This is a genomic window from Burkholderia sp. MSMB617WGS, assembly GCF_001532025.2.
Lineage (GTDB): Bacteria > Pseudomonadota > Gammaproteobacteria > Burkholderiales > Burkholderiaceae > Burkholderia > Burkholderia savannae.
This window is the reverse complement of the sequence record NZ_CP013458.1, coordinates 2,099,424-2,122,594: the sequence shown is the minus strand read 5'-3', so window position 1 is coordinate 2,122,594 and position 23,171 is coordinate 2,099,424. Positions and strand designations below refer to the sequence as shown.

General features: G+C 68.4%; 17 protein-coding genes. All 17 read left to right on the top strand.

The features are described 5' to 3' along the window. Positions 1–166: 166 nt before the first annotated feature. The 17 genes from vgrG (at position 167) to WT60_RS30180 (ending at position 22,979) form a co-directional block, all read left to right on the top strand. Positions 167–2,455 carry a type VI secretion system tip protein VgrG gene (gene vgrG, locus WT60_RS30270; protein ID WP_059645846.1) on the top strand — a complete coding sequence of 763 codons (2,289 nt, stop codon included), beginning with the start codon at positions 167–169 and terminating at the stop codon, positions 2,453–2,455. A gap of 3 nt (positions 2,456–2,458) precedes the next feature. Continuing rightward, on the top strand, positions 2,459–4,675 hold the full coding sequence (locus WT60_RS30265) for a pentapeptide repeat-containing protein (RefSeq protein ID WP_060355706.1): 2,217 nt from the start codon (positions 2,459–2,461) through the stop codon (positions 4,673–4,675). Then, the gene (locus tag WT60_RS30260; RefSeq protein ID WP_060355705.1) at positions 4,675–5,745 is read left to right on the top strand and encodes a pentapeptide repeat-containing protein; all 1,071 of its coding nucleotides are present in this window, start codon (positions 4,675–4,677) and stop codon (positions 5,743–5,745) included. Before WT60_RS30265 ends, WT60_RS30260 begins: the two co-directional genes overlap by 1 nt. Before the next feature lie 2 nt (positions 5,746–5,747). After that, entirely contained in the window at positions 5,748–6,440 is a 693-nt protein-coding gene (locus WT60_RS30255) for a DUF3540 domain-containing protein (protein WP_059645855.1), read from the top strand. A gap of 36 nt (positions 6,441–6,476) precedes the next feature. Next, the gene (locus WT60_RS30250) at positions 6,477–6,866 is read left to right on the top strand and encodes a DUF4150 domain-containing protein (protein WP_038755427.1); all 390 of its coding nucleotides are present in this window, start codon (positions 6,477–6,479) and stop codon (positions 6,864–6,866) included. A 5-nt stretch (positions 6,867–6,871) separates the two neighbouring features. Next, a complete protein-coding gene (locus WT60_RS30245) occupies positions 6,872–7,465 on the top strand; it encodes a type VI secretion lipoprotein TssJ (protein WP_060355704.1) in 594 nt (197 codons plus the stop codon). Then, positions 7,462–8,823, top strand: a complete 1,362-nt coding sequence (tssK, locus tag WT60_RS30240) for a type VI secretion system baseplate subunit TssK (protein WP_038755423.1) — start codon at positions 7,462–7,464, stop codon at positions 8,821–8,823. The genes WT60_RS30245 and tssK overlap by 4 nt, the downstream gene beginning before the upstream one ends. A gap of 82 nt (positions 8,824–8,905) precedes the next feature. Continuing rightward, entirely contained in the window at positions 8,906–10,561 is a 1,656-nt protein-coding gene (gene icmH, locus WT60_RS30235) for a type IVB secretion system protein IcmH/DotU (RefSeq protein WP_038755421.1), read from the top strand. Beyond that, positions 10,558–14,061 carry a type VI secretion system membrane subunit TssM gene (tssM, locus tag WT60_RS30230; RefSeq protein WP_038755419.1) on the top strand — a complete coding sequence of 1,168 codons (3,504 nt, stop codon included), beginning with the start codon at positions 10,558–10,560 and terminating at the stop codon, positions 14,059–14,061. Before icmH ends, tssM begins: the two co-directional genes overlap by 4 nt. A gap of 58 nt (positions 14,062–14,119) precedes the next feature. Continuing rightward, positions 14,120–14,479, top strand: coding sequence for a DUF6277 family protein (locus tag WT60_RS30225; protein ID WP_038755417.1), 360 nt, complete (start codon positions 14,120–14,122; stop codon positions 14,477–14,479). A gap of 147 nt (positions 14,480–14,626) precedes the next feature. Then, positions 14,627–14,938: a hypothetical protein gene (locus WT60_RS30220; RefSeq protein ID WP_059579704.1), complete on the top strand. Its 312-nt coding sequence runs from the start codon at positions 14,627–14,629 to the stop codon at positions 14,936–14,938. A gap of 311 nt (positions 14,939–15,249) precedes the next feature. Then, complete coding sequence (locus tag WT60_RS30210) at positions 15,250–15,525, top strand: hypothetical protein (RefSeq protein WP_059579720.1); 276 nt, start codon at positions 15,250–15,252, stop codon at positions 15,523–15,525. 574 nt (positions 15,526–16,099) lie between these two features. Beyond that, complete coding sequence (locus tag WT60_RS30200) at positions 16,100–16,999, top strand: alpha/beta hydrolase (RefSeq protein ID WP_038744245.1); 900 nt, start codon at positions 16,100–16,102, stop codon at positions 16,997–16,999. Positions 17,000–17,248: 249 nt separating this feature from the next. Further along, on the top strand, positions 17,249–18,568 hold the full coding sequence (locus WT60_RS30195; RefSeq protein WP_038744242.1) for a nucleotide disphospho-sugar-binding domain-containing protein: 1,320 nt from the start codon (positions 17,249–17,251) through the stop codon (positions 18,566–18,568). Then, positions 18,565–20,142 (top strand): DHA2 family efflux MFS transporter permease subunit, encoded by a 1,578-nt coding sequence (locus WT60_RS30190; RefSeq protein WP_038744240.1) that lies wholly within the window; start codon positions 18,565–18,567, stop codon positions 20,140–20,142. Before WT60_RS30195 ends, WT60_RS30190 begins: the two co-directional genes overlap by 4 nt. Positions 20,143–20,249: 107 nt before the next feature. Beyond that, complete coding sequence (locus WT60_RS30185) at positions 20,250–21,299, top strand: glycosyltransferase family 2 protein (RefSeq protein ID WP_060822742.1); 1,050 nt, start codon at positions 20,250–20,252, stop codon at positions 21,297–21,299. Between the two features lie 117 nt (positions 21,300–21,416). Further along, complete coding sequence (locus WT60_RS30180; RefSeq protein ID WP_186448629.1) at positions 21,417–22,979, top strand: efflux transporter outer membrane subunit; 1,563 nt, start codon at positions 21,417–21,419, stop codon at positions 22,977–22,979. The last annotated feature ends 192 nt before the right edge of the window (positions 22,980–23,171 follow it).

Genomic DNA, 23,171 nt, shown 5'->3' with positions numbered 1-23,171 from the left:
CTATGCGCGATATCACACCATCATCGCTTTATGCGACTGAGGCGGCGAGACGAATTTGGGCTCGGATCGATAGCGTCGCGGTACCCGAATGTGCGGCGCCGACCGATGCCCGTTGCCGTATCGAGGCACGTGCGTCGGCGGATGCGAAGGCAGAGGGAGGGGCCATATGCGTCTGATCGAACTACGCAGTCCGCTGTTGGACCCGGATTCGGTTGCACTGAGCTTCGTGGTCCACGAGAACCTGTCGCAGGAGCCGTCGTATCAGCTCGATCTGCTGAGCCGCGATCCGAATCTGGATTTCGACGAGTTGCTAGGCTCGTCGCTGTCGGCGGACATCGATCTGGGCGGCGGCGACGTGCGCACGTTCAACGCGCACGTGTTCGGCGGGAACGACACGGGCCAGATGAGCGGGCAGTACACGTACACGCTGGAATTGAAGAGCTGGCTGTCGTTCCTCTCGGAGAACCGCAACAGCCGGATCTTCCAGGACTTGAGCGTGCCGCAGATCGTCGAGCAGGTGTTCCAGGGCCATCAGCGCAACGGTTACCGGTTCGAGCTCGAAGACACGTACGAGCCGCGCGAGTACTGCGTGCAGTTCCAGGAAACGGATCTGAACTTCGTGAAGCGGTTGCTGGAAGACGAAGGGATCTATTTCTGGGTCGAGCACGAGAAGGACAGTCACATCGTCGTGATCTCGGACACGCAGCGCTTCGATGATCTGCCGCTGCCGAACGACGAGCTCGAATATCTTCCGGACGGCGAAGAATCGCGTGCGATCCAGGGGCGCGAAGGCGTGCAGCGCTTGCAGCGTACGCGGCGGATCAAGTCGAGCAACGTCGCGCTGCGCGACTTCGATTATCACGCGCCGTCGAAGCGCTTGGACAGCGATGCGCAGGTCGAGCTGTCGAGCCTTGACGGCATTCCGCTCGAGTACTACGACTATGCGACCGGCTATAGCGATCCGGCGCAGGGCGAGCGGCGAGCGCGCTTGCGGCTCGAAGCGATCCAGGCGGACTCGCACTCGCTCGTCGGCGAGGCGAACGCACGCGCGCTCGCGACGGGCCGCGCGTTCACGCTGGTCGGTCATCCGGCGTTGAGCCGCAATCGTCGGTACTACGTGACGAGCAGCGAGCTGACGTTCATTCAGGACGGACCGGATAGTACGTCGCAAGGCCGTAACGTCGCGGTGAAGTTCCGCGCGCTCGCCGACGATCAGCCGTTCCGCCCGCTGCTCGTCACCAAGCGGCCGCGGGTGCCGGGCATCCAGAGCGCGACGGTGGTGGGCCCGGAGATGTCGGAAGTGCACACCGACAAGCTCGGGCGCATCCGCGTGCACTTCCACTGGGATCGCTACAAGACGACCGAAGCGGACGCGTCGTGCTGGATTCGCGTGACGCAGGCATGGGCGGGCAAGGGCTGGGGCGTGATCGCGATGCCGCGAGTCGGGCAGGAAGTGATCGTCGTTTATGTCGACGGCGATCTCGACCGGCCGCTCGCGACGGGGATCGTCTACAACGGCGAAAACCCGACGCCGTACGATCTGCCGAAGGATATCCGCTACACGGGCCTCGTCACGCGTTCGATCAAGCGCGCGGGCGGCATTCCGAACGCGAGCCAACTGACGTTCGACGATCTGCACGGCGCGGAGCGCGTGATGATCCACGCGGAGCGCGACATGCAGCAGACGGTCGAGCGCAACAGCTCGACGTCGATCGCGCAGGATTTGAACCTGTCGGTGGATGGCACGTCGACGTCGGTCGTCGGCATCAAGGTCAGCTTCACCGGCATCTCGGTGTCGTACACGGGGCTGTCGGTGAGCTTTACCGGCGTGTCGGCGAGCTTCACCGGCGTGAGCACGTCGTTTACCGGCGTGAGCACGAGCTTCACCGGCGTGTCGACATCGTTTACCGGCGTGACCACGGGTTTCACCGGCGTATCGACGTCGTTTGTCGGTGTGGACACGAGCTTCACCGGCATCAGCACGGGGTTCGTCGGCGTGTCAACGAGCTTGACGGGTTCCAAGAATTCCGTGACGGGCGTGTCGAACAGCATGACGGGCATCTCGTCGTCATGGACCGACGTCAGCATGTCGACGACCGGGCAGTCGCAGAGCACCACCGGCGTATCGCTGTCGTACACGGGCACGTCGAGCAGCATGACGGGCACGAGCACGTCGGTGACGGGCACGTCGACGAGCATCACGGGCACGTCGATGTCGAACACGGGCAGCTCGACGAGCATCACGGGCACGTCGATGTCGACGACGGGCAGCTCGACGGGCATTACGGGCTCGAGCATGTCGGCCACCGGCAGTTCGGTGGGCACGACGGGCTCGAGCGTATCGACGACGGGCAGCAGCATGTCGGTGACGGGATTCAGCTTCTCGTACATCGGCGCGAGCTACTCGGACGTGGGCATCGATCTGAAAAAGCTCGGGATGCAGACGAAGAACTGACCTATGCGACATATCAAACCACAAGCGGCCCTCGTGGCCACGACCAATACGCAGATCGGCGCGCAGCCGATGCTCGGGATCAGCATCGGCATGGGCTTCAGGCTCGATCAGCCGTCGATCCTCGTACACGAAGCGGCTGTCTGGGAAGCGCTGAAGGCAGCCGCGCCGTCGCTGCCGCTGTATGAATCGGCACTGCCGAAGCAGCGCGCCGAATGGCTGCTCGCCGGCCATTCGACGCATTCCGTCGGGCCCGGCGCGAGCTCGCGCAATGTCGACTGGACTGCATGGGTCGAGTTCGACGGCGTGCGCAAAGTCGTCTCGTGCGCGACGCAGCTCGGCGACGAGCATGCGCAGGGCGGCTTCGCGCGCATCGCGATCGATCACCGGCATGCGGCGGCGGGCGGCGCGCAGGAAAACCCGTTCGGCGTGGCGTCCGGCACGCCGCCGCTGCAACAGCTGCGCACATTCGGCGTCGGCCCTGCGCCGCTCGCGGCGATGGGCGCGATCGGCAGCGACTGGCCCGAGCGCACGCAATGGATGCCGACGCGGCCGGGCACGGTCGACGCGATGGCGCAGGACGGCACGCACATGGGCTGGCCCGCGAACGTCGATTTGCGCTTCTTCCAGCAGGCGGCGCCCGATCAATGGGCGCGCGGCGAATGCTGGACGCCCGGCGCGCGTTTCGAGCTGAGCGGCTTCGGGCCGCAGGGCGAGGGCTTCGCGGGCGAGCTGCCGCGCCTCGTGCCCGTGGCGCTCGTGACGCGCAACGGCCGCCCGGGCATCGAGCGCCTGTCGTTCAAGCAGCAGACGGTGTGGTTCCTGCCCGATCGCGGCATCGGCGTGCTGTGGTGGAACGGCGCGGTCGCGCTCGATTTCCTGCTCGACGACAGCCCGACGATGCTCGTCACCGCATTCAAGGACGAGGCCGAGCGGATCGACGTCGACGCGGTGATGAAATTCGCCGATCAGCGCGCGGACCTGAACTGCACCGATCCGCTGCAACAGGCGGATCACGAACTGATGCCCGCTGTCGCGAGGGGCTGGACCTGGGAGATGATCCTCGACACGGAAGACCATCCGCGCTTCGCACCGGCGCCGCGCGGCTACGAAGAAGTCCGTGCGCGGGTCGAGCAGAACCGTCGGCAGCTCGTCGAGGCGCGCGACGCAAGCGAACGGCTGTCGGCGTTCGAGGAAGCGAATCGCAACGCGAAGCTGCCGGGCGCGCCGCGCGGCGGCGAAAACTGGCGCACGCGGCTGCGTCAGGCGAAGACGCCCGAGCTCGCGAACGTCACGATTCGCGACGCCGATCTGTCGTCGCTGCGCTTCGACGGCTGGAAGTTCGACGAAGTGCGCTTCGAGCGCTGCACGCTCGATCGCAGCGAATGGACGAACTGCCGGCTCAATCAGGTGCATGCGGTCGACTGCTCGTTCGCCGACGTGAAGATGAGCGACGGCTGGTGGAAGGGCGGCAAGATCCAGCGCTGCAATCTCGAGCGCAGTGCGTGGCTGAACGTGGAGATCGAGCGGATCTCGATCGACGAATGCCGGCTCGACGATCTGAAAGTGGCGGGCGGCTCGTGGTCGATGCTGTCGGTGCAGGGCCGCGGCGGCGTGCGCGGCGACGTTCAGGATGTCGAATGGAACTCGGTGTCGTGGTCCGAGGTGAGCGCGCCCGGCTGGACCTGGACGCGCGTGCGCGCGGACGATCTCGCGATCGTCGAATGCGCGATGGCGGGCCTCGCGGTGTCGCAATGCACGCTCGCGAAGCCGAGCATTTTGCTGACCGACTTGTCCGCGAGCGTCTGGCAGCGCAGCATGCTCACGTTCGCGGTGCTGTCGCACGGCACGTCGATCAACGGCGCGCGGCTCACCGACTGCGTGCTCAAGTCGTCGAGCCTGCAGGAGCTGCGTGCGGACCGCGTGCAGGTTGACCACTGCTCGTTCATGCAACTGAACGCGCAGCATCTGCATGCGCAGCAGTCGCACTGGAGCCGCACGGTGCTCGACGGCGCGAACGTGATGCACGCGCAACTGACGGGCACGTCGTTCGACCGCTGCTCGCTGAAGGAGGCAATGTTCTATGGCGCCGACATGCGGCAGACGCGCATGCGCGACTGCAATCTCGTTCGGGTCCGCACGTCGTGGATTCACCCGCCGGAAGCAGGCGCGTGGCGCGGCAATCTGAACGCCGGCCAGCTCGACGTGCCGAGGAGGGTGTGATGAGCAAGATCCGCTCGACGGTGCCGCCGCCGCCGCTGCCCGAAGTCGTCGAGGGGCAGCACTACACGTTGCCGCAGCGCGACGTCGCGCTGGCGGACACGCTGTTCGTCGATTGCCACTTCGACCGCGTCGAATGGACGGGCTGCCGGCTGTCGAACCTGCGCTTCGTGAACTGCACGTTCGATGCGAACCGCTTCGATCGCTGCGAGCTGATGAAGCTCACGTACGAGTCGAGCCGGCTCCGGGCGAGCGCGTGGACGCAGAGCGCGTTGCAAGGCGTGTCGTTCAGCGAATGCGAGATCGAGGGCGGCACGTGGACGGGCAGCTTGCTGAAGGACGTCGTGTGCGCGCAGTCGAAGGGCGCGCGCTGGCTGTTCGACGGCGTGCGCGGCGCGCACGTGTCGCTCGTCGCGGGCGACTACGCGGGCGTCACGCTGCGCGGCGGGCACTGGAGCGACACGTCGTGGATCGGCAGCCAATTGGCCGAACTGCGGCTCGAATCCGTCGGGCTGGAGAACCTGATCGCAGGGCAAAGCGGTTTTCAGCACGCGGTGCTCGTCGAATGCCGCGGCGTCAACGTGCGCTGGATCGATTCGCGCATCGAGCGGTTGACCGTGCAGGGCTGCGAGCTGAAGCAGGCCGCGTGGTCGCACAGCACGTGGGCGACGGGCGAGATCCACGCGAGCCGGCTGCCGCTCGCGAGCTTCGATCATGCGACCGTCAACGGCCTGACCGTGACGAACAGCGACTTGCCGCAGGCGATCTTCGACAGCGCGAGCGTGTCGGACAGCTCGCTGCAGGGCGTGCGCGCGCAGCGGATCGCGTTGCGCGACGCGTGGCTCACGCGCGTGAACCTGTCCGGCGCGCACTTGCAGCAGCTCGATGCACGCGGCCTGCATCTGGAGCGCGTCGACCTGCGCGGCGCCGATTGCCGAGGCGGCAATCTGATCGGCCAGCTTCGCCCGGTGTGGGCGGCGGCCGACACGCGGGATGCGGTATTCGAGGAAGCCACCGGCGCTGATGATCAGCTTTGGTGGCAACGAGTCCAACCGGGAGCAAGAGGAGTTTGACGATGAGCATGCGGGAAATGGTTGTCGCGCACGACGCGCTTGCATACGAATCGGACGACGACGCGGCGTCGCGTCACGCGCTGACGCGGATCATGAAGGGCGGTGCGCGCGTGCGCGATGAGAAGGCATGCGAGCAAGCCGAGCCGGCGGATGCGCGGGCATCGTCCTCGCCCGCCGCCGCGTCGACGACGCTCGCGCGCATCGACGGCAAGCGCACGGCGGCGGGCGAATGGCCCGTCGCGGTGCAGCCGGGCGTCGTGCTGCGCGCGAGGAAGGCGGTGAGCTGCGTGGTCGCGCCGGAGCCGGGCGATCTCGTGCAGATCTGCCGCGAAGGCGAGCACTGCTGGGTGCTCGCGGTGCTCGAGCGCGGCGCGGCGGGCGGCGAAAAGCGCGGTGAGAAGAACCGCGAGGTCTTATTGGATTTTGGCGACGCGCACGTCGCGCTTCGCGCGCGCGACGTGCGCGTCGAGGCGCGCGATCGGTTGTCGCTCGAGGCCGCGCAGCTCGCGAGCCGCGCGCAGGTGGTGACGCAGGCGGCGGCCGAGCGCCAGACGCACGTGAGCGGCACCGACGCGACGCACGCGGGCAGCACGGTCGTCCACACCGAGCGGCACATGGCGATGCACGCGAAGAGCGCGGTCGTCACCGCGGCGTCGCTGCTGAAGATCGACGCAGGCCAGATTCACATGGGCTGAGCGTCGCTCGCGCCCGGTTTCTTGAAGGAGGTAGTCATGTTTGCAAATTGCTCAGCCGGGGGGATGGCGATCGCGCCGGGGAACGACGTCTGCAAGACGCCGCCCCTCGCCATTCCCATGCCGTACACGAACATCGCGAACAAGCCCGAGGCCGTGCCGAACGTGCCGAACATCATCTATGCGGGCGGTCCGGTGCACAACCTGAACACGATCATTCCGGTCACTCACAGCGACGAGCCGGGCTCGATGGGCGGCGTCGCGTCGGGCACGGTGTCGGGGCCGTCGCGACACGCGAAAGGCTCGAGCAAGGTGATGATCCAGGGTGCGCCGCAGACGCGGCTCACGGACACCAACCTGCCGAACAACCAGAACACGGCCGGTTTTTCCGCTGTTCCGTCGCAGACGATCACGATGACTCTCAGCTGAACATCGTGCGTCGCAAGATGGGCCCCTTCAAATCGATCGCGGCGGCGCTCGCGCTCGGCGTGCTCGCCGGTTGTTCGGCGTTCTCGTCGTCGAAGCCGGAAGAACCGCGGCAACTGCACGTGACGCTCGTCGGCGGCGGCCGCCTGAACGCCGCGCCGGCTGGCGAGGCGCGTCCGATTCAGACGTGCGTGTACGTCGTGACCGCGGCCGACTGGCTGCCGACGCAGGGCGGCGACGATTCGTCGTGCGCATCGCGCGGGCAGGACAGCACGGTCGTCGCCGATTCGCGCCACGTGATCGCGCCGAACCAGGTGCTGCAGTTCTCGTTGAGCCTGCCGCGCTCGGGCGATCTCTGGCTCGTCGCCGACGCCGACTACGCGCGTCGGCCGGCGAACTACGCGCCGCTGCGCGTGCGCGTCGAGGGCCGCGGATTGATTCACATGGCCGTCTGGCTTGACCGCGACGGCATCTACAACGCGTTGTTGCCGGGGCCGGTGCCCGTCGGCGGTGTGATGTCCGCATCGGCCGTGCGCATCGACGAGCCGTCGCCCGAGCGCAAGACGAAAACCACCTATGGGACAAGGAGAAGCAGGCAATGAGTAGTCTGCCGGTAGGACCGGTCGCGTGGAGCGACGGCATGCTGATCGAGACGCAGCACTTCCAGCAGCTCGAGCGGCATCTCGCGCATCAGGCCGCACTGCGGCTCGGTCAGACGTCGAATCACGGCTGGGGCTTCACGCTGCTCGATCTCGATCAGGACGGCCTCGGGCTCGGCAGGCTCGGGCTGCGCCACGCGCGCGGCGTGTTCCAGGACGGCACCGCGTTCTCGCTGCCGTCCGACGATCCGCTGCCGCCGCCGCTCGAGACCGAGCTCGCGCAGGCGGGCGACATCGCGTGCCTCGCGCTGCAAGCCGCGCGCACGGGCGGCCCGGAGATGGCGTTCGGCGACGTCGCATCGGCGTCGCGCTATCGCGCGGTGTCGACCGAAGTGCCCGATCTCGCGGTCGGGCTCGACGCGCCCGGCACGCCGCGGCGCCTGACGATCGAGACGGGCCAGCTCGTTTCGCGCCTTTGCTGGAAGTCGCAATTGCGTTCGGATGAAGTCGCGCTGCCGATCGCGCGCGTCGCGGGCCGCAATGCGAGCCGCACGGTGTCGCTCGATCCGCGCTTCATCCCGCCGCTGCTCGACACGCGCGCGCATCTCGTGCTGCGCTCGCTGATCGACGAATTGCAGAGCACGCTGCGCGTGCGGCTCGCGAGCACGTCAGCGCAGCGCGTGCTGTCGACGGGCGGCGGCGTCGCCGATCTGATCGAGCTGCTGCTGCGCCAGGCGATCGCCGAGTACCGGATGCGTCTCGCGAACCTCGACGCGTTCGATCCGCTGCCGCCCGCGATGCTGTACCACGAGCTCGTCGGCCTGCTCGGGCGCCTGAGCGTGCTGCCGGGCGTCGACGAGGAGCTCGCCGATCGCGAGCTCGGCTACAACCACGACGATCTTCAGACGAGCTTCGAGCCGCTCGCGATGATGCTGCGCCAGGCGCTCGCGCGCGTGATCGAGACGCCGGTGTTGCCGCTGCGCTTCGAGGATCGCGGCGATCAGGTGCACATCTGCATCATCGACAAGCAGTGGAACCTGAAGAAACTGATTTTCGCGTTTTCGGCCGCAATGCCGGCGGAGAAGCTGCGGCAGTTGCTGCCGCAGCAGACGAAGCTGGGCGCCGTCGAGCAGATCCAGAAGCTCGTGGACCTGCAACTGCCGGGCGCGCGTCTGAACGCGTTGCCCAATCCCCCGCGCCAGATTCCCTACTACGCCCAAAGCACGTACTTCGAAGTGGAATCGACCGACCCGTTCTGGAAGCAGACCCTCGCCGGCTCGGCGATGGCGCTGCGCATCGTCGGCGATTTCCCCGATCTTCGCTTCGAAGCCTGGGGGCTGAGAGACGGCAAGGTGGCGTGACCCACGACATGAGACGCAATCTGCTATGAGCCTGCTACGAAACCTGTCCACCACGCTGCGCCGCGTATCGATGGCGTCCAACATGCTCGATCGCGCGGCGGCGAATCCGGATCTCGCGACGCGGATTCCGACGCTGTCGTCGCTGTCGAGCGCGGCGATGTCGAGTTCCGCCGTGTCGACCACCGGCACGACGAACGTCGCCGCGTCGGGCGGCGCGGCGAGCTCGGGTGCGCCGAGCTTCACATCGTCGGGCGGCGCGGCGAGCGCGCATCCCGTGAGCGACGCGCTGCCGCATGCCGACGGCTCGCCCCGCAATCCCGCCGTGCTGCAATTCCCGGTGCCGGGCGGCGCCGCGGCGCCCGCCGACACGCGCGGGGCGTCGCCCGTCGTCTACAACCCGCAGGGCGAGCAGGCCGCGATCATGAAGGCGGGGTTGCAGCAGGCGAGCTGGAACAACCCGTTCGTGTCGCACGCGCTGCCCGCGGTGCTGCAATTGCAGCGGCATCTCGCGGCCGGGCCGCTCAACCAGGCCGCGATCCGCACGCAGCTCGGGCTCGAAGTGCGGCTCTACCGCGAGCGGCTTGCCGGCTCCGGCTGCGAATGGGAGCAGATCCGCGACGCGTCGTACTTGCTTTGCACGTATCTCGACGAGACCGTCAACGATTCGGCGCGCGAGCACTCGCAGGTCGTCTACGACGGCGAGCGCAGCTTGCTCGTCGAATTCCACGACGACGCGTGGGGCGGCGAGGACGCGTTCGCCGACCTGTCGCGCTGGATGAAGGCCCCCGAGCCGCCGATCTCGCTTCTGTCGTTCTACGAACTGATCCTGTCGCTCGGCTGGCAGGGCCGCTACCGCGTGCTCGATCGCGGCGACGTGCTGTTGCAGGACCTGCGCTCGCAGCTGCATGCGCTCATCTGGCATCACGTGCCGCCCGAGCCGCTCGGCACCGATCTCGTCACGCCCGCGAAGCGGCGCCGCTCGTGGTGGACGGCCGGCCGCGCGGCGGTCGTCGCGCTCGGCGTGCTGGCGCTCGCCTACGGCGCGATCAGCCTGTGGCTCGATTCGCAGGGGCGGCCGATCCGCAACGCGCTCGCCGCGTGGATGCCGCCCACGCGCACGATCAACATCGCGGAGACGCTGCCGCCGCCGCTGCCGCAGATCCTGACGGAAGGGTGGCTCACGGCGTACAAGCATCCGCAAGGCTGGCTGCTCGTGTTCAAGAGCGATGGCGCGTTCGACGTGGGCAAGGCGAACGTGCGACCGGACTTCATGCACAACATCGAGCGGCTCGGCCTCGCGTTCGCGCCGTGGCCGGGCGACCTCGAGGTGATCGGCCACACCGATTCGCGGCCGATTCGCACGAGCGAGTTCCCGGACAACCAGGCGCTGTCGGAAGCGCGGGCGCGCACCGTCGCCGACGAACTGCGCAAGACCGCGCTGCCGGGCGGCGCGCGCGCGCCGGAGAACTCGGTGCAGCGCAACATCGAGTATTCGGGGCGCGGCGACGGGCAGCCGATCGACACGGCAAAGACGCCCGCCGCGTACGAACGCAACCGCCGCGTCGACGTGCTGTGGAAGGTGATTCCCGACGGCGCGCAGCGCCACGACCGCAACCTGAACCTGCAGCAGCCGGAGAAGCCCGGCCAGGTCCCGATGCGCCCGGCGATGCCGGAAGGCGTCGAGATCGCGCCTGAAGGACAACTGCCTTATGCGACGACGGAGGGCCGTCAACCATGATTCGCACGAGCTTGAGAGTATTCGCGGCGATCCTGATCGCGATCCTGATCTGGTGGGTGGGGCCGCTCTTCGCGTTCGGCATCTATCACCCGCTCGGCCCCGTGTGGGTGCGCGAGATCCTCGTCGCGCTGGTGCTGATCTGGGGCTTCTGGCCGACGCTTGCGCGCCTTTGGGCGCGGCTCGCGATGAGTCCGCGGCAGGTCAAGGTCGCGCCGAAGACGAAGCAGCTCGATTTCGTCGACAAGCATCTGCGCACCCTCGACCAGCAACTGAAGGAGCGCTGGCAGAAGGAGCCGCGCGGCCGCTGGAAGCGCTGGGTCGGCGCGCTCACGCGCCAGCATCGCGCGACGCTGCCGTGGTATCTGGTGCTCGGCTCGGAAGGCAGTGGCAAGACGAGCTTCGTCGCGAAGGCGGTCAACGTGTCGGGCTCGGTGCAGGACCGCGTGCTCGGTTCCGACGCGACGTACGGCCGCGGCGACGATTTCAACTTCCGGATCACGCGCGAAGCGGTGTGGTTCGACGTCGGCGGCCGCTGGAGCCTGCGCGCGGGTGTCGACGAGGCCGAGCTCGAAGCTTGGCGCAAGCTGCTGCGCGGCATGCGCCGGCTGCGCAAGGGCGCGCCGATCAGCGGCGTCGTGCTGTGCCTCGACGGCGTCGACATGATCGATGCGCCGCTCGACGCGCGCAAGCGTCTCGCGGACTCGGTGCGCGCGCGGCTCGACGAGATGCACGAGGCGTTCGGCCAGCAGGTGCAGGTGTACGTCGCGCTGAACGGGCTCGATCGGCTCGACGGCGCGGTGTCGACGCTGTCGCTGCTGGACGCGTCGAAGTGGGTGAGGGGCGTCGGCTTCAGCCTGCCTGACGACGGCGCCGAGGCTGACGCCGCGCGCGCCGACGCGACGTGGCAATACGCGCTGCAAGGCCTGCAGCAGCGGGTGCAGCAGCAGGTGCTGTATTCCGCGCCCGCCGCGACCGAGGTGTCGATGAACCATGCGCAGTTGCGCTTCGTCGAGACGCTGAGCCGCATGCAGAAGGCGCTCGTCGCATGGCTGCACGTCGCGCTCGCGCCGGGCGACACGCGTACGGCCGCGCGGCTGCGCGGCGTGTGGCTCGGCTCGATGGCCGAGCTCGCCGATGCGCATCCGGCGGCCGCGGCGGGCGCCGGCGCGGCGGGGCTGCCGGTGCCGTCGCGGTCGCTGAACGAGCTGTGGACGCCGCTCATCCGGCAGGTGTCGCTCGAGCGCGACGCCGTGCGGCCGAGCGGCCCGAAATCGTGGCGCGGCCGCCTGGGCGACGCGCTGCGCTGGAGCGCGGTGCCGATCGTCGTGTTGGGCCTCCTGCTGTGGTTCGGCTGGGGTTACGTCACCGAGCGCGACTACCTCGACGGCGTGTGGGCGCAGTTCACCGAGGCGAAGCGGCTCGCGCAGGCCGATGCGTCGTACGGTAACGACGGCGGCTCGACGCTCATCGAGATCGCGAACCAGATGCGCTACGCGCAGCTGCAGGCCGAGGACGCCGCGCAGGGGATGGCGACGCCGTACTTCGAGCACGGGCTCGTCGCCGAGACGGCGCGCGACACCTATTACCGGCACTTGCAGAAGATGCTGATGCCGGAGCTGTACAACGAAGTGCGGCGCACGCTCGTGTCGCAGGTCGACGGCACGCCGGGCGACATTTACCAGACGCTGAAGGTCTACCTGATGCTTTGCCGTCCTGATCGACGCTCGGCGGACGACGTCGTGCGCTGGCTCGACGGCCGCTGGGACACGCTGTCGGGCGGCCAGTACTCGGACGACGACCGGCGCTCGCTGCTCGCGCACGTGCGCACGCTGATATCGCTGAAGAACGTGCCGGCGACGCCGGAGGACGCGAACCTCGTGCGCTCGGCGCGCGCGAAGGCCGCGCAGATTCCGCTCGTCACGCGCGTGCTGCAGCACATCCACGCACAGGGGCTGCCGCAGCAGGTGAACGACATTTCGCTGTCGCGCGCGGCGGGCTTCGAGGCGGCGATGAGCCTGCGCATGCGCAGCAACGTGCCGTCGACCGATACCGCGGTGTCCGGCTGGTTCACGCGCGCGGGCTACACGGACGTGTTCCTGCCGAGGTTGCAGAAGAGCGCGCGCGCGATGCTCGAGGAAGAGAGCTGGGTGCTGCGCGACGAGACGCTGTCGGGCAACAGCTTCCAGATCGACGGGCTCGTGCAGAAGCTCGCCGATTCCGCGCGCAACCAGTTCCTTCAGGACTACATCGGCGCCTGGCAGAACTTCCTGAACGACGTGACGGTGCGCGGCGTGACGGGGCTCGACGACGCGTCGCAGCTCGCGGCCGCGATGATGGAGGCGCAGTCGCCGCTCGCGAACCTGCTGCGCTTCGCCGCGCGCGAGACGACGCTCACGGGCGCGAGCGACGAAGGCAACATCGACAGCTGGATCGATCGGCAGAAGTACCGCTTCGAGAAGGGCCGGCGGCAGATCGTCGGCGAGCTGAGCGGCCAGCACTATCGGACCGTGCTGCTGCCCGAGCACGTCGTCGAAGAGCACTTCCAGGCGATCCGCCAGCTCGCCGCGCAGTTGAACCGCAACAGCTCGGTGGCCACCAATCCGCTGTCGCGCCTGTTCGAGCCGCTGTATCGGCAGCTCGGGCTCGTCAACGGCGCGCTGCAGGCGGGCCAGGTGCTGCCCGCGCAGTACGACGCGTTCTCGCGGCTGAAGGAGACGGCCGCGCGTCAGCCGGAGCCCGTGCGCGGAATCATGCTCGACCTCGTGAGCAGCGGCAGCACGATGACGACGCGCGAATCCGGCGCGTTGCTCAATCGCGGCGCGGCGGGCGCGACGAAGATGGTCTGCGATCAGGGCTTCACGGGCCGCTATCCGTTGCGCCGCAACACGCAGGCGGACGCGGGCGTCGAGGACTTCGAACGATTGTTCAGCTCGCAAGGCCTGATGGCGACGTACTTCCGCGATCACCTCGCCGCGTACGTCGACACGTCCGCGAAGCCGTGGCAGGCGCTGCGCTCGAACGGCGGGCCGAACGGGATGGTCAGCCAGTCGGTCCTCAATTCGTACGAGACGGCCGACCGCATTCGCGGCGCGATGCTCGACGATTCGGGGCACTTGCGTGTGTCGACCGTGCTGCGCTTCATCGACATGGATTCGCAGTTGTCCGAAGCGCAGCTCGTGGTCGGCGGACAGACGCTGCGCTTCGCGCACGGCGTGACGTCGCCGCACCGGATCGACTGGACCAACCAGAACACGCAGCTCGCGATCAAGCTGCAACTGAAGTCCGTCGACGGCCGGATGACGACGTTGCAGTTCGACGGGCCGTGGGCGCTGTTCCGCTTCTTCGACGCGGGGCAGGCGATCGGCGGCACGGGTACGGCGGACCGTCGCGAGCGGCTGTATCAGACGAGCCTCGGCACGGTACGCATCGAATGGCAGGCGCTCACGCTGCCGTCGCCGATATGGTCGGGCATCCTGCAGTCGTTCAGGTGTCCGTCGTGATGCGTCGAGCATCGGTATTCATGCGCCGCAGGGCGCGCACATTGAAAAGGAGCAAGACATGATTGATCCGAAGGAAATCTTCGCCGCATGCAATAACGCGCACCAGTACGGGCAGGATGCGAGCGGCTCGATGGCCAAGCCGTTCATGGATTCGATTCCGAATCTGTCGACGGCGTCGTCGAGCAACGCGAGCAACCTGATCGGCAACGTGCAGGATGTGGGCTCGAAGATGCTCGAGCACATGTCGTCGATCAAGTCCGCGGTCGACAAGCAGGTGATGATCCACCAGGACAACCAGCAGCGTCAGAAGACCTACGACTTCAACGTCGACATGCGCGACCTGCGTCCGACCAACGCCGTCGGCTTCCCGGAGGAAATGCCGTCGATCTTCTTCGCGCCGTTCAGGACCGGAAAGTGATGCGGTTCGGCTGCGTGGGCAGCTGCGTCGGCGTCGGCGCGCTTCGCGCGCGGGCGTCGTCGCGCGCCGCGCGACGCCTGGCAGTGCACAGGCGAATTCCGGGCGCGCGCCGGCGCGCCCGTTTCAATCTTTTGTGAGGATGGAGAGATGTCGATGACGAAGCAAATCGTGGCAGGGATCGTGGTGGGGCTCATCTCGATGAGCAGCCATGCGCAGTTGGGTCAGCTGTTCCAGTCGGTGAAGGAGCAGGTGACGCAGGCGGCGACGTCGCAGGTCAACCAGGGCGTGCGCTCGGCGACCGACGAGGCGGTGCAGGCGACGTCGACGCGCACGCGCAAGGCGATCGATTCGGTGCGCTCGCCGTCGTCGTCGGCGGCGGCCACGTCGACTCCGACGACTTCGTCGACCTCGTCCACTAAGGAGACGAGCGACGCGACGCTGAACGAAGCGCGCAAGTAACCGAGCGGCCGCGCATCGAGCCGGCCGCAGGCCGCCATGTGGGCGATGCGGCGGGTCGGACGGCTTTCGCGACGTGCGGCGCGTTGCGTCTTCGTCGCGAAAGCTGATTGGACGATCATGAAACTATCGTATAACCGTCGATTTACGGGGGGAGTAATCGAGGCTCTTCTCGAAATCAACCAGGAGTGTCTTATTGACGGAAAGGGAGCGCATTTATGTTCCAGACTTCGATAATCAGCGTCGTCGGCGTATTGGTGGCGATTGTCTTGATTTTCGTGGTAGTGACGACGTCAATGACTTTGTCGACGGTCATGTCGTCGGTTCGGGCTCAGACCGTTGTGAAGAATGGTTATGAGGCCGTGGCCGATGTCGTGAATATCGGCCAAACCGGTGTGACGCTGAATAACGTGCCGATGATGCGCGTCGAGCTGCGCATTCACCACAATGGCGCATCGTGGGACGTGACGATCAAGCAATTCATCGATTTGGGGAATATCCCGCGCGTCGGCGAGCGAGTGCGGGTGATGGTCGACCCGGCGGACAATAGCCGCGTGATGTACATGGGGCTCGCGAACGGCGGACGTTGAGCTCGGCCCGCGTGCGCCGGCGCGGTTTCGGCGGCGGCGATTCTCGCGTGTGCGCTCGGATCGAGATAAGGGTGCGATGTCGTTTTTCAAAAGTGGTGCCGTAAATGCTCGATTGGGCTTATTCGATAATTCCATATCGACATGATGGTGATAAGAGAGTGCATTTTCGAAACTTGCTTCGAAAAATGAAAATCGAATTAAAAATGTTTACATTTAGGATTCGATATCTTATGCTGCATCGCAGAATCCTCGGTTCAATAACACACGTCGCCGCGCAACGGTAATTCGGGCGGCAAGACGTCGGAAAGTATTTATTCCATCAAGAGGCGTCATGCGAGATAGAGGCGCTGGAGACCACGGGCTAAAGGGAGCGGGGGAACCGCGACAGGCCCGGGGAGGCGTATTGCCTGTTGCGAATGCGGCATGGCGATGCGCGGCTCCGGCGAGTGGGTAGTCGTCACGGCGCGCGCGAGGCAGGGCGGGCAGATCGCGCGGGAGGGCGGGCGGCTACGTGGAGGCGTCCGAGAAGGGCGCGGGATCAGCTCATTTGCCGAGCAGATGCGGGAGAAACGCCATGCCTATCGAGAAACAGGTCGTTGCGCTGCCGAGCGGACTGAAGGTCCACGTCGAGCGTCACGTGTTCGATCCGGCCTTCGAGACGGCCATCCTCGTGAACGGCGCGCTGGCGACGACGGCGTCGTTCGGCCAGACGATTCGCTACCTGGGCGAGCGCCTGAACGCGGTGTGCTTCGATTTGCCGTACGCGGGTCAGTCGCGCCAGCACAATCCGGGCGAGTACATTCTGACGAAGGACGACGAGGTCGAGATTCTGCTGCACCTGGCCGAGCGGTTCGAGCCGAGCTACCTGCTGTCGGTGTCGTGGGGCGGGGTGGCGTCGCTGTTCGCGCTGTCGCGGGGCTGCGCGAGCGTGCGGCGTGCGGTGGTCGCGTCGTTCTCGCCGTTCCTGAACGACGCGATGACGGACTACGTGACGCGCGCGCGCGATCACATCGCGGCGGGCGAGAACCTGAAGGCGGCGCAGTTGCTGAACGACACGGTGGGCCGCTACCTGCCGCGGATCATGAAGCTGTACAACTACCGCTACCTGACGAAGCTGCCGCGCAAGGAGCAGGACCAGGTGGCGTTCCACGTCGACCAGATTCTGTCGATGCAGCCGGAGCAGTACCTGCCGGAATTCCGCAACATCGGCTGCGACGTGAAGTTCATCAACGGGGAGCTGGACGAGTACACGACGTCGTCGGACGTGCGTCGGCTGGCGGCGTACGTGCGCCGGGCGGAGTTCGCGACGATCCGGCAGGCGGGGCACTTCCTGGACCTCGAGGGGCGTCAGCAGCAGGAGCAGGTTCGCACGGCGATCCTGGGGTTCTTCGGCGAGGAGCGGGCGAGCGCGGCGCGGGACGAGGCGCAGGGCGAGGCGCTCGCGCCGCTGGGGCAGATGCCGGCGCTGTCGTAACGGCGTGCGTGGGCCGAGGCAGGCGGGCGTTCGCGCGCGGCCGGTGTCGCGGCTCGTTCAAATCAGGCAGGCAGGCGTGGCGCGCGCCGCGTGACGCGGCGACGGCAAGGCGCGTTCGTGTCACGGAACGGTTCGTTCAACGGAAGATCCCGACGGCAGGCGGCCGAACCCCGGCCGGCGACGGACGATCCGGTTCGAACGTTTCGCGGTCGCGCCGACGGCTGCCGCGCGCAATCGAGTGACGAAGCGATGTCGAAAGTAATCGTGACGGCGATCGGGTCGGCGGGGGACGTGCACCCGCTGCTCGGGGTGGGCCGGGCGCTGTCGGCGCGCGGCCACGAGGTGGTGTTCTGCACGCATCCGCCGTTCGAGGCGGCGGTGCGCGCGAGCGGCTTCGCGTTCGTGCCGGTGGGCACGGCGCGGGAGTACGCGCAGGCGATGGCGGACCCGGCGCTGTGGGACCCGCGCACGTCGTTCAAGACGCTGTGGCGGGTGATCGCGCCGGTGGTGCGGCCGCACTTCGACGCGCTGCGCGCGCTGAGCGACGCGGACACGGTGCTGGTGGGCACGCTGTGGGCGTTCTCGGCGCGGCTGATGCAGGAGCGCTACGGGACGCGCTACGTGTCGGTGCAGGTGTCGCCGTCGACGCTGCTGTCGGCGCACGCGCCGCCGACGCACAAGCGGCTGACGATCCCGGCGGGGCTGCCGCTGGCGGTGAAGGCGGGGCTGATGACGCTGATCGAGCGGCAGGTGCTGGACCGGGTGTGCGGGCCGGAGCTGAACGCGGTGCGGCAGGCGCTGGATCTCGCGCCGGCGAGGCGGATTCTGGGGCGGTGGCTGCATTCGACGGACGGGGTGCTGTGCCTGTTTCCGTCGTGGTTCGCGCCGGCGCAGCGGGATTGGCCGGCGAATCACCTGCAAAGCGGGTTTCCGCTGTTCAACGACGCGGGGCCGCACGAGGCGGACCCGGAGCTGGACGCGTTCGTCGCGTCGGGCGACGCGCCGGTGGTGTTCACGGCGGGCTCGACGCTGGTGGACGGGCGGACCTACGAGCGGGCGGTGACGCAGGTGCTGCAAGCGACGGGCGTGCGGGGCATCCTGCTCGCGCCGGACGCGCCGGCGGCATCGGACGGGACGACGGGGCCAACGGGAACGAGGGCGCACGATGATGCGCCACGCAACGGCGTGACGCTGCTCAAGCGGCGCTACGTGCCGCTGGCGGCGCTGCTGCCGCGCTGCCGGGCGCTGGTGCATCACGGCGGGATCGGGACGGCGTCGCTGGCGTACGCGGCGGGGGTGCCGCAGGTGGTGACGCCGTTCGCGCACGACCAGTTCGACAACGCGCAGCGGGTGGCGGCGAGCGGCTGCGGGGTGCGGCTGGACGCGCCGGTGCGGGGCGAGCCGCTTGCGCGCTCGCTGCTGCGGGTGCTGGGCGACGAGGCGATGGCGGCGCGCTGCGGTGAGGTGCGGGCGCGGATGGCGGCGCAGCCGAACGGCTGCGACGAGGCGGCGCGCTTCATCGAGCGCTTCGCGCCGGGGGTGGCGGCGCGGCAGGCGCAGCCGGCATGAGCGCGCAAGCGTTGCCGGCGGATCGGGCCGCGAGCGCGCCGCCGGCGCCGGCCGCACCGGCGCTGCGCGGCGCGAGGCTCGCGCTGCTGACGTTCGCGCTGTCGCTCGCGACGTTCATCGAGGTGCTGGATTCGACGGTGGCGAACGTCGCGGTGCCGGCGATCTCGGGCAGCCTCGGGGTGTCGAACAGCCAGGGGACGTGGGTGATCAGCTCGTACTCGGTGGCCGCGGCGATCGCGGTGCCGCTGACGGGGTGGCTCGCGCGGCGGGTGGGGGAGCTGAGGCTGTTCGTCGCGTCGGTGATCCTGTTCACGCTGACGTCGCTGCTGTGCGGGCTCGCGCGGGACCTGGAGGTGCTGGTGGCGTGCCGGGCGCTGCAGGGGCTGTTCTCGGGGCCGATGGTGCCGCTGTCGCAGACGATTCTGCTGCGCGCGTTCCCGCCGGCCAGGCGCACGCTGGCGCTGGCGCTGTGGGGGATGACGGTGCTGCTCGCGCCGATCTTGGGGCCGGTGGTGGGCGGCTGGCTGATCGACAACTTCTCGTGGCCGTGGATCTTCCTGATCAACCTGCCGATCGGGCTGTTCTCGTTCGCGGTGTGCACGCTGATGCTGCACCCGCAGGAGCAGCGGGGCGAGGCGAGCCCGATCGACGTGACGGGGATCGTGCTGCTGGTGATCGGGGTGGGGGCGCTGCAGGCGGTGCTGGATCTGGGCCACGACCGGGGCTGGTTCGATTCGTCGCTGATCACGACGCTCGCGATCGTGGCGGGGGTGTCGCTCGTGTCGCTGCTGATCTGGGAGTTGGGGGAGGCGCATCCGGTGGTGGAGCTGAGCCTGTTCCGGGAGCGGACCTTCACGTTCTGCGTGGTGATCATCTCGCTGGGGATGATGAGCTTCTCGGTGGTGGGGGTGGTGTTTCCGCTGTGGCTGCAGTCGGTGATGGGCTACACGGCGTACCAGGCGGGGCTGGCGACGGCGTCGATGGGGGTGCTGGCGCTGGTGTTCTCGATCCTGGTGGGGCTGTACGCGAGCCGGGTGGACGCGCGGGTGCTGGTGACGTTCGGATTCCTGGTGTTCGCGGGGGTGATGTGGTGGAGCACGCACTTCACGCTGACGATGACGTTCGCGCAGGTGGTGACGCCGCGGCTGATCCAGGGGATGGGGCTGCCGTGCTTCTTCATTCCGCTGACGGCGGCGACGCTGTCGCGGGTGTCGGACGACAAGCTGGCGGCGGCGTCGAGCCTGTCGAACTTCTTGAGGACGCTGTCGGCGGCGTTCGGCACGGCGCTGAGCGTGACGTGGTGGGACAACCGGGCGACGTATCACTACGCGGTGGTGTCGCAGTCGGTGACGCGAGCGTCGGAGAACACGCAGCGGTACGTGGACGCGCTGCACGCGATGGGTCTGCACGGGACGCGGGAGCTGAGCTCGCTGCACCAGGTGGTGCGGCAGCAGGCGTACATGATGGCGACGAACGACATGTTCTACATGGCGAGCGGGACGTGCGTGTTGCTGGCGGGGCTGATGTGGCTGACGCGGCCGAAGCGGGGCGCGGCGGCGACGATGGGGCATTGAGGTGCCATGCTCCGGGTGTGAGGGCGAAGGGCGATGCGTCGAAGTCCTGACGACTTGGCGCAGCGATAGGGTGCGCGGCGAGCACCCGAACCACCGAGGGAAGAGCGATGACGAGCTTGGGCGCGCTGGTGATTCTGTATTACCCGACGGACGAGCAGTTGTCGGGCCTGGAGGCGCTCGCGCGCGACAGCGACGCGCTCGTGGTCGTCGACAACACGCCGCACGAGCACGCGGCGGCGCGCGAGCGGGTGGGGGCGCTGTCGTCGCGGGGGAATATCGTATGGCGGCACCAGGGCAACCGCGGCGGGGTGGCGGGCGCGTACAACGCGGGGCTGTCGGCGCTGTTCGCGCAGGGCGTCGACGCGGTGGCGCTGTTCGACCAGGATTCGACGGTGCCGGCGGGGTACTTCGCGCAGATGCGCGACGCGTGCGCGCGGCTGGGCGAGGGGGCAGGCGCGGGCGCGTTCGTCGCGGGGCCGCGGATCTACGACGCGAACGAAGCGCGCTTCCTGCCGGAGCTGATGACGAGCGGCGTGACGGTGCGCCGGGTGCGGGTGGAAGGGGAGACGGCGCCGCAGCGCTGCGCGTTCCTGATCTCGTCGGGCAGCGTGATCTCGCGGGCGGCGTACGCGCGGCTCGGAAGGTTCGACGAGGCGCTGTTCATCGACCACGTCGACACCGAGTACTGCCTGCGCGCGCTTGCGCACAACGTGCCGCTGTACGTGGTGCCGTCGCTGGTGCTGACGCACCGGATCGGGGCGCGGCGGCGGCACAAGGTGGGGCCGTTCGAGCTGACCGCGATGCATCACTCGTGGCAGCGGCGGTATTACGGCGCGCGCAACGCGATGCAGCTGGGGCTGCAGTACGGGCTGCGGTTTCCGGTGGCGCTGGTGCCGAATCTGCTGACGGTGTGGCAGGTGATCCAGGTGGTGCTGTGCGAGCGGGAGAAGGGGGCGAAGCTGCGGGGGATCGCGCTGGGCGTGCTCGACGGCGTGTTCGGGCGGCTCGGATCGTTCGACGAGGCGCGCTCGGGCACGGCGGCTCGCGAGCCGCATCGAGGAGCCGGTCAGCCTGAATCGTTCAGTCACCCGAACGAATCTCGCCGCGACGCGACGCCGGACTCCCTGGAGCGCGACGGCGAGATCGTCGCGAGATGACATCGAACAGGTTGTCGATACAAACGGGATTGCAAGCGGACGATTGGTCGAATCCGACGCATTTCAACATCACGTCACGACACGCAACTCAGTGCGCATGAAGGAATGACGACGCGGATGAATCAGGCGGCAACGAGAACGACAGGAGGACGCGCGGCGCGCTGGTTCGCGGCGGCGGCGCTTGCATGGACGCTGGCCGGCTGCGTGCCGTCGGGGTTCAAGCCGACGCTCGCGCCGCGCGAGCCCGGCGACGACGCGCTCGCGCAGACGACGGGCGGCGCCACGCACGGCGCATGGCCGAGCCCGGACTGGGTGCGGCAGCTCGGCGATCCGCAGCTCGACGCGCTGGTCGCCGAAGCGCTGCAGCAGAACCCGACGCTGCAGGCCGCGCAGGCGCGAATCGGCGTCGCGCAGTCGCAGTTGCAGCAGTTCGAATCGCTCACGGGGCTCACCGCGACGGCGGGCGCGTCGCTCAGCAAGGCGCACGTGCCGCGCTCGGGCGGCACCATCAATACGACGTTGAACGGCTTGCCGGTGTCGGTGCCGCTCGTGGGCGAGTCGGTGGTGTCGTCGTCGTCGCTGTTCGTCGGGCTGAACTACCAGCTGGATCTGTGGGGCAAGAACGCGGCGGCGACGCGCGGGCTGATGTCGATGCGCGACGCGGCGCGGGTCGAGGCGGAGCAGGCGCGGCTCACGCTGTCGGTGGCGATCGTGACGCTGTACGGCGAGCTGGACCGCGCGTACGCGCTGCGCGAGCTGCTACTGCTCAAGCGCCGCTCGAGCGAGCAGGTCGAGACGGTGCTGCGCGAGCGCGCGGCGCGCGGGATCGACAACGGCTACGACGCGGACGATGCGGCGCTCAAGCGCAGCAAGCTGCTCGAGCAGATCGCGCTGCTCGACGAGCAGATCCAGCTGCAGAAGCTGCAGCTGGGGGTGCTGACGGGGCGCGGGCCGGAGCGGGGGCTGTCGCTCGCGCGGCCGAAGCTCGCGCCGCTCGCGGACGCGCCGCTGCCGGCGCGGCTGCCGGCGGGGCTCCTGGGTCGGCGGCCGGACATCGTCGCGGCGCGGCTGCGGGTGGAGGCGGCGTATGCGTCGATCGACGGCACGCGCGCGTCGTTCTACCCGGACGTGAACCTGGCGGCGCTGGGCGGGCTGTTCGCGCTGGCGCCGGCGTCGCTGTTCAAGCACGATGCGCTGGGCGGCTCGATCGGGCCGGCGCTGTCGCTGCCGATCTTCGATCGCGGCCGGCTGAAGGCGAAGCTGGGCGGCGACGTGGCGAACGCGGACGTGGCGCTCGCGCTGTACAACCAGACGGTGGATGGGGCGCTGGGCGAGGTGGCGCGGCAGCTGACGTCGCTGTCGACGGTCGATGCGCTGCTCAAGGAGCAGCAGCAGGCGGTGTGCTCGGCGCAGCGGATGGTGGCGCTGGCGGAGGACCGGCACCGTCGCGGGATGGGGATGCGGAAGGACGTGAACCTGGCGAAGCTGACGCTGCTGGACGAGCGCTCGCACGCGATCGAGCTGCAAGCGCGGCGTCGGACGTTGCGGGTGGGGCTGATCGGGGCGCTGGGCGGCGGGTTCGACGCGCGGCAGGCGAGCGGCGGGCCGCTCGCGCAGGCGGGCAAGCCGTTCGCGGCGGCGTCGCGGCCGGCCGAGGCGAACGAGCCGCAGCGCGACTGACCGGTGCGGTCGCGGGATTCGGCGGACGGTCGAAGCGACGGGCGAACGCGCGGCGGCGATCGAATGGCGGTCGACGCGATGCATGCTTCGGCGGGCGATGCAATGCTATTCGGGAGCGTCGAGCGCGCATGCATCAGGCACGAACGCATCGAGCGCGGGTGCATCGGGCATCAACGCATCGAGCACCATCAA

Coding starts and splice junctions, on each gene's coding strand:
- WT60_RS30260 (WP_060355705.1), top strand. CDS start 4,675: ATGAGCAAGATCCGCTCGACGGTGCCGCCGCCGCCGCTGCCCGAAGTC.
- WT60_RS30190 (WP_038744240.1), top strand. CDS start 18,565: ATGAGCGCGCAAGCGTTGCCGGCGGATCGGGCCGCGAGCGCGCCGCCG.
- WT60_RS30195 (WP_038744242.1), top strand. CDS start 17,249: ATGTCGAAAGTAATCGTGACGGCGATCGGGTCGGCGGGGGACGTGCAC.
- WT60_RS30210 (WP_059579720.1), top strand. CDS start 15,250: ATGTCGTCGGTTCGGGCTCAGACCGTTGTGAAGAATGGTTATGAGGCC.
- WT60_RS30200 (WP_038744245.1), top strand. CDS start 16,100: ATGCCTATCGAGAAACAGGTCGTTGCGCTGCCGAGCGGACTGAAGGTC.
- tssK (WP_038755423.1), top strand. CDS start 7,462: ATGAGTAGTCTGCCGGTAGGACCGGTCGCGTGGAGCGACGGCATGCTG.
- WT60_RS30255 (WP_059645855.1), top strand. CDS start 5,748: ATGAGCATGCGGGAAATGGTTGTCGCGCACGACGCGCTTGCATACGAA.
- WT60_RS30180 (WP_186448629.1), top strand. CDS start 21,417: ATGAATCAGGCGGCAACGAGAACGACAGGAGGACGCGCGGCGCGCTGG.
- WT60_RS30250 (WP_038755427.1), top strand. CDS start 6,477: ATGTTTGCAAATTGCTCAGCCGGGGGGATGGCGATCGCGCCGGGGAAC.
- WT60_RS30225 (WP_038755417.1), top strand. CDS start 14,120: ATGATTGATCCGAAGGAAATCTTCGCCGCATGCAATAACGCGCACCAG.
- WT60_RS30185 (WP_060822742.1), top strand. CDS start 20,250: ATGACGAGCTTGGGCGCGCTGGTGATTCTGTATTACCCGACGGACGAG.
- WT60_RS30265 (WP_060355706.1), top strand. CDS start 2,459: ATGCGACATATCAAACCACAAGCGGCCCTCGTGGCCACGACCAATACG.
- WT60_RS30220 (WP_059579704.1), top strand. CDS start 14,627: ATGTCGATGACGAAGCAAATCGTGGCAGGGATCGTGGTGGGGCTCATC.
- tssM (WP_038755419.1), top strand. CDS start 10,558: ATGATTCGCACGAGCTTGAGAGTATTCGCGGCGATCCTGATCGCGATC.
- vgrG (WP_059645846.1), top strand. CDS start 167: ATGCGTCTGATCGAACTACGCAGTCCGCTGTTGGACCCGGATTCGGTT.
- icmH (WP_038755421.1), top strand. CDS start 8,906: ATGCTCGATCGCGCGGCGGCGAATCCGGATCTCGCGACGCGGATTCCG.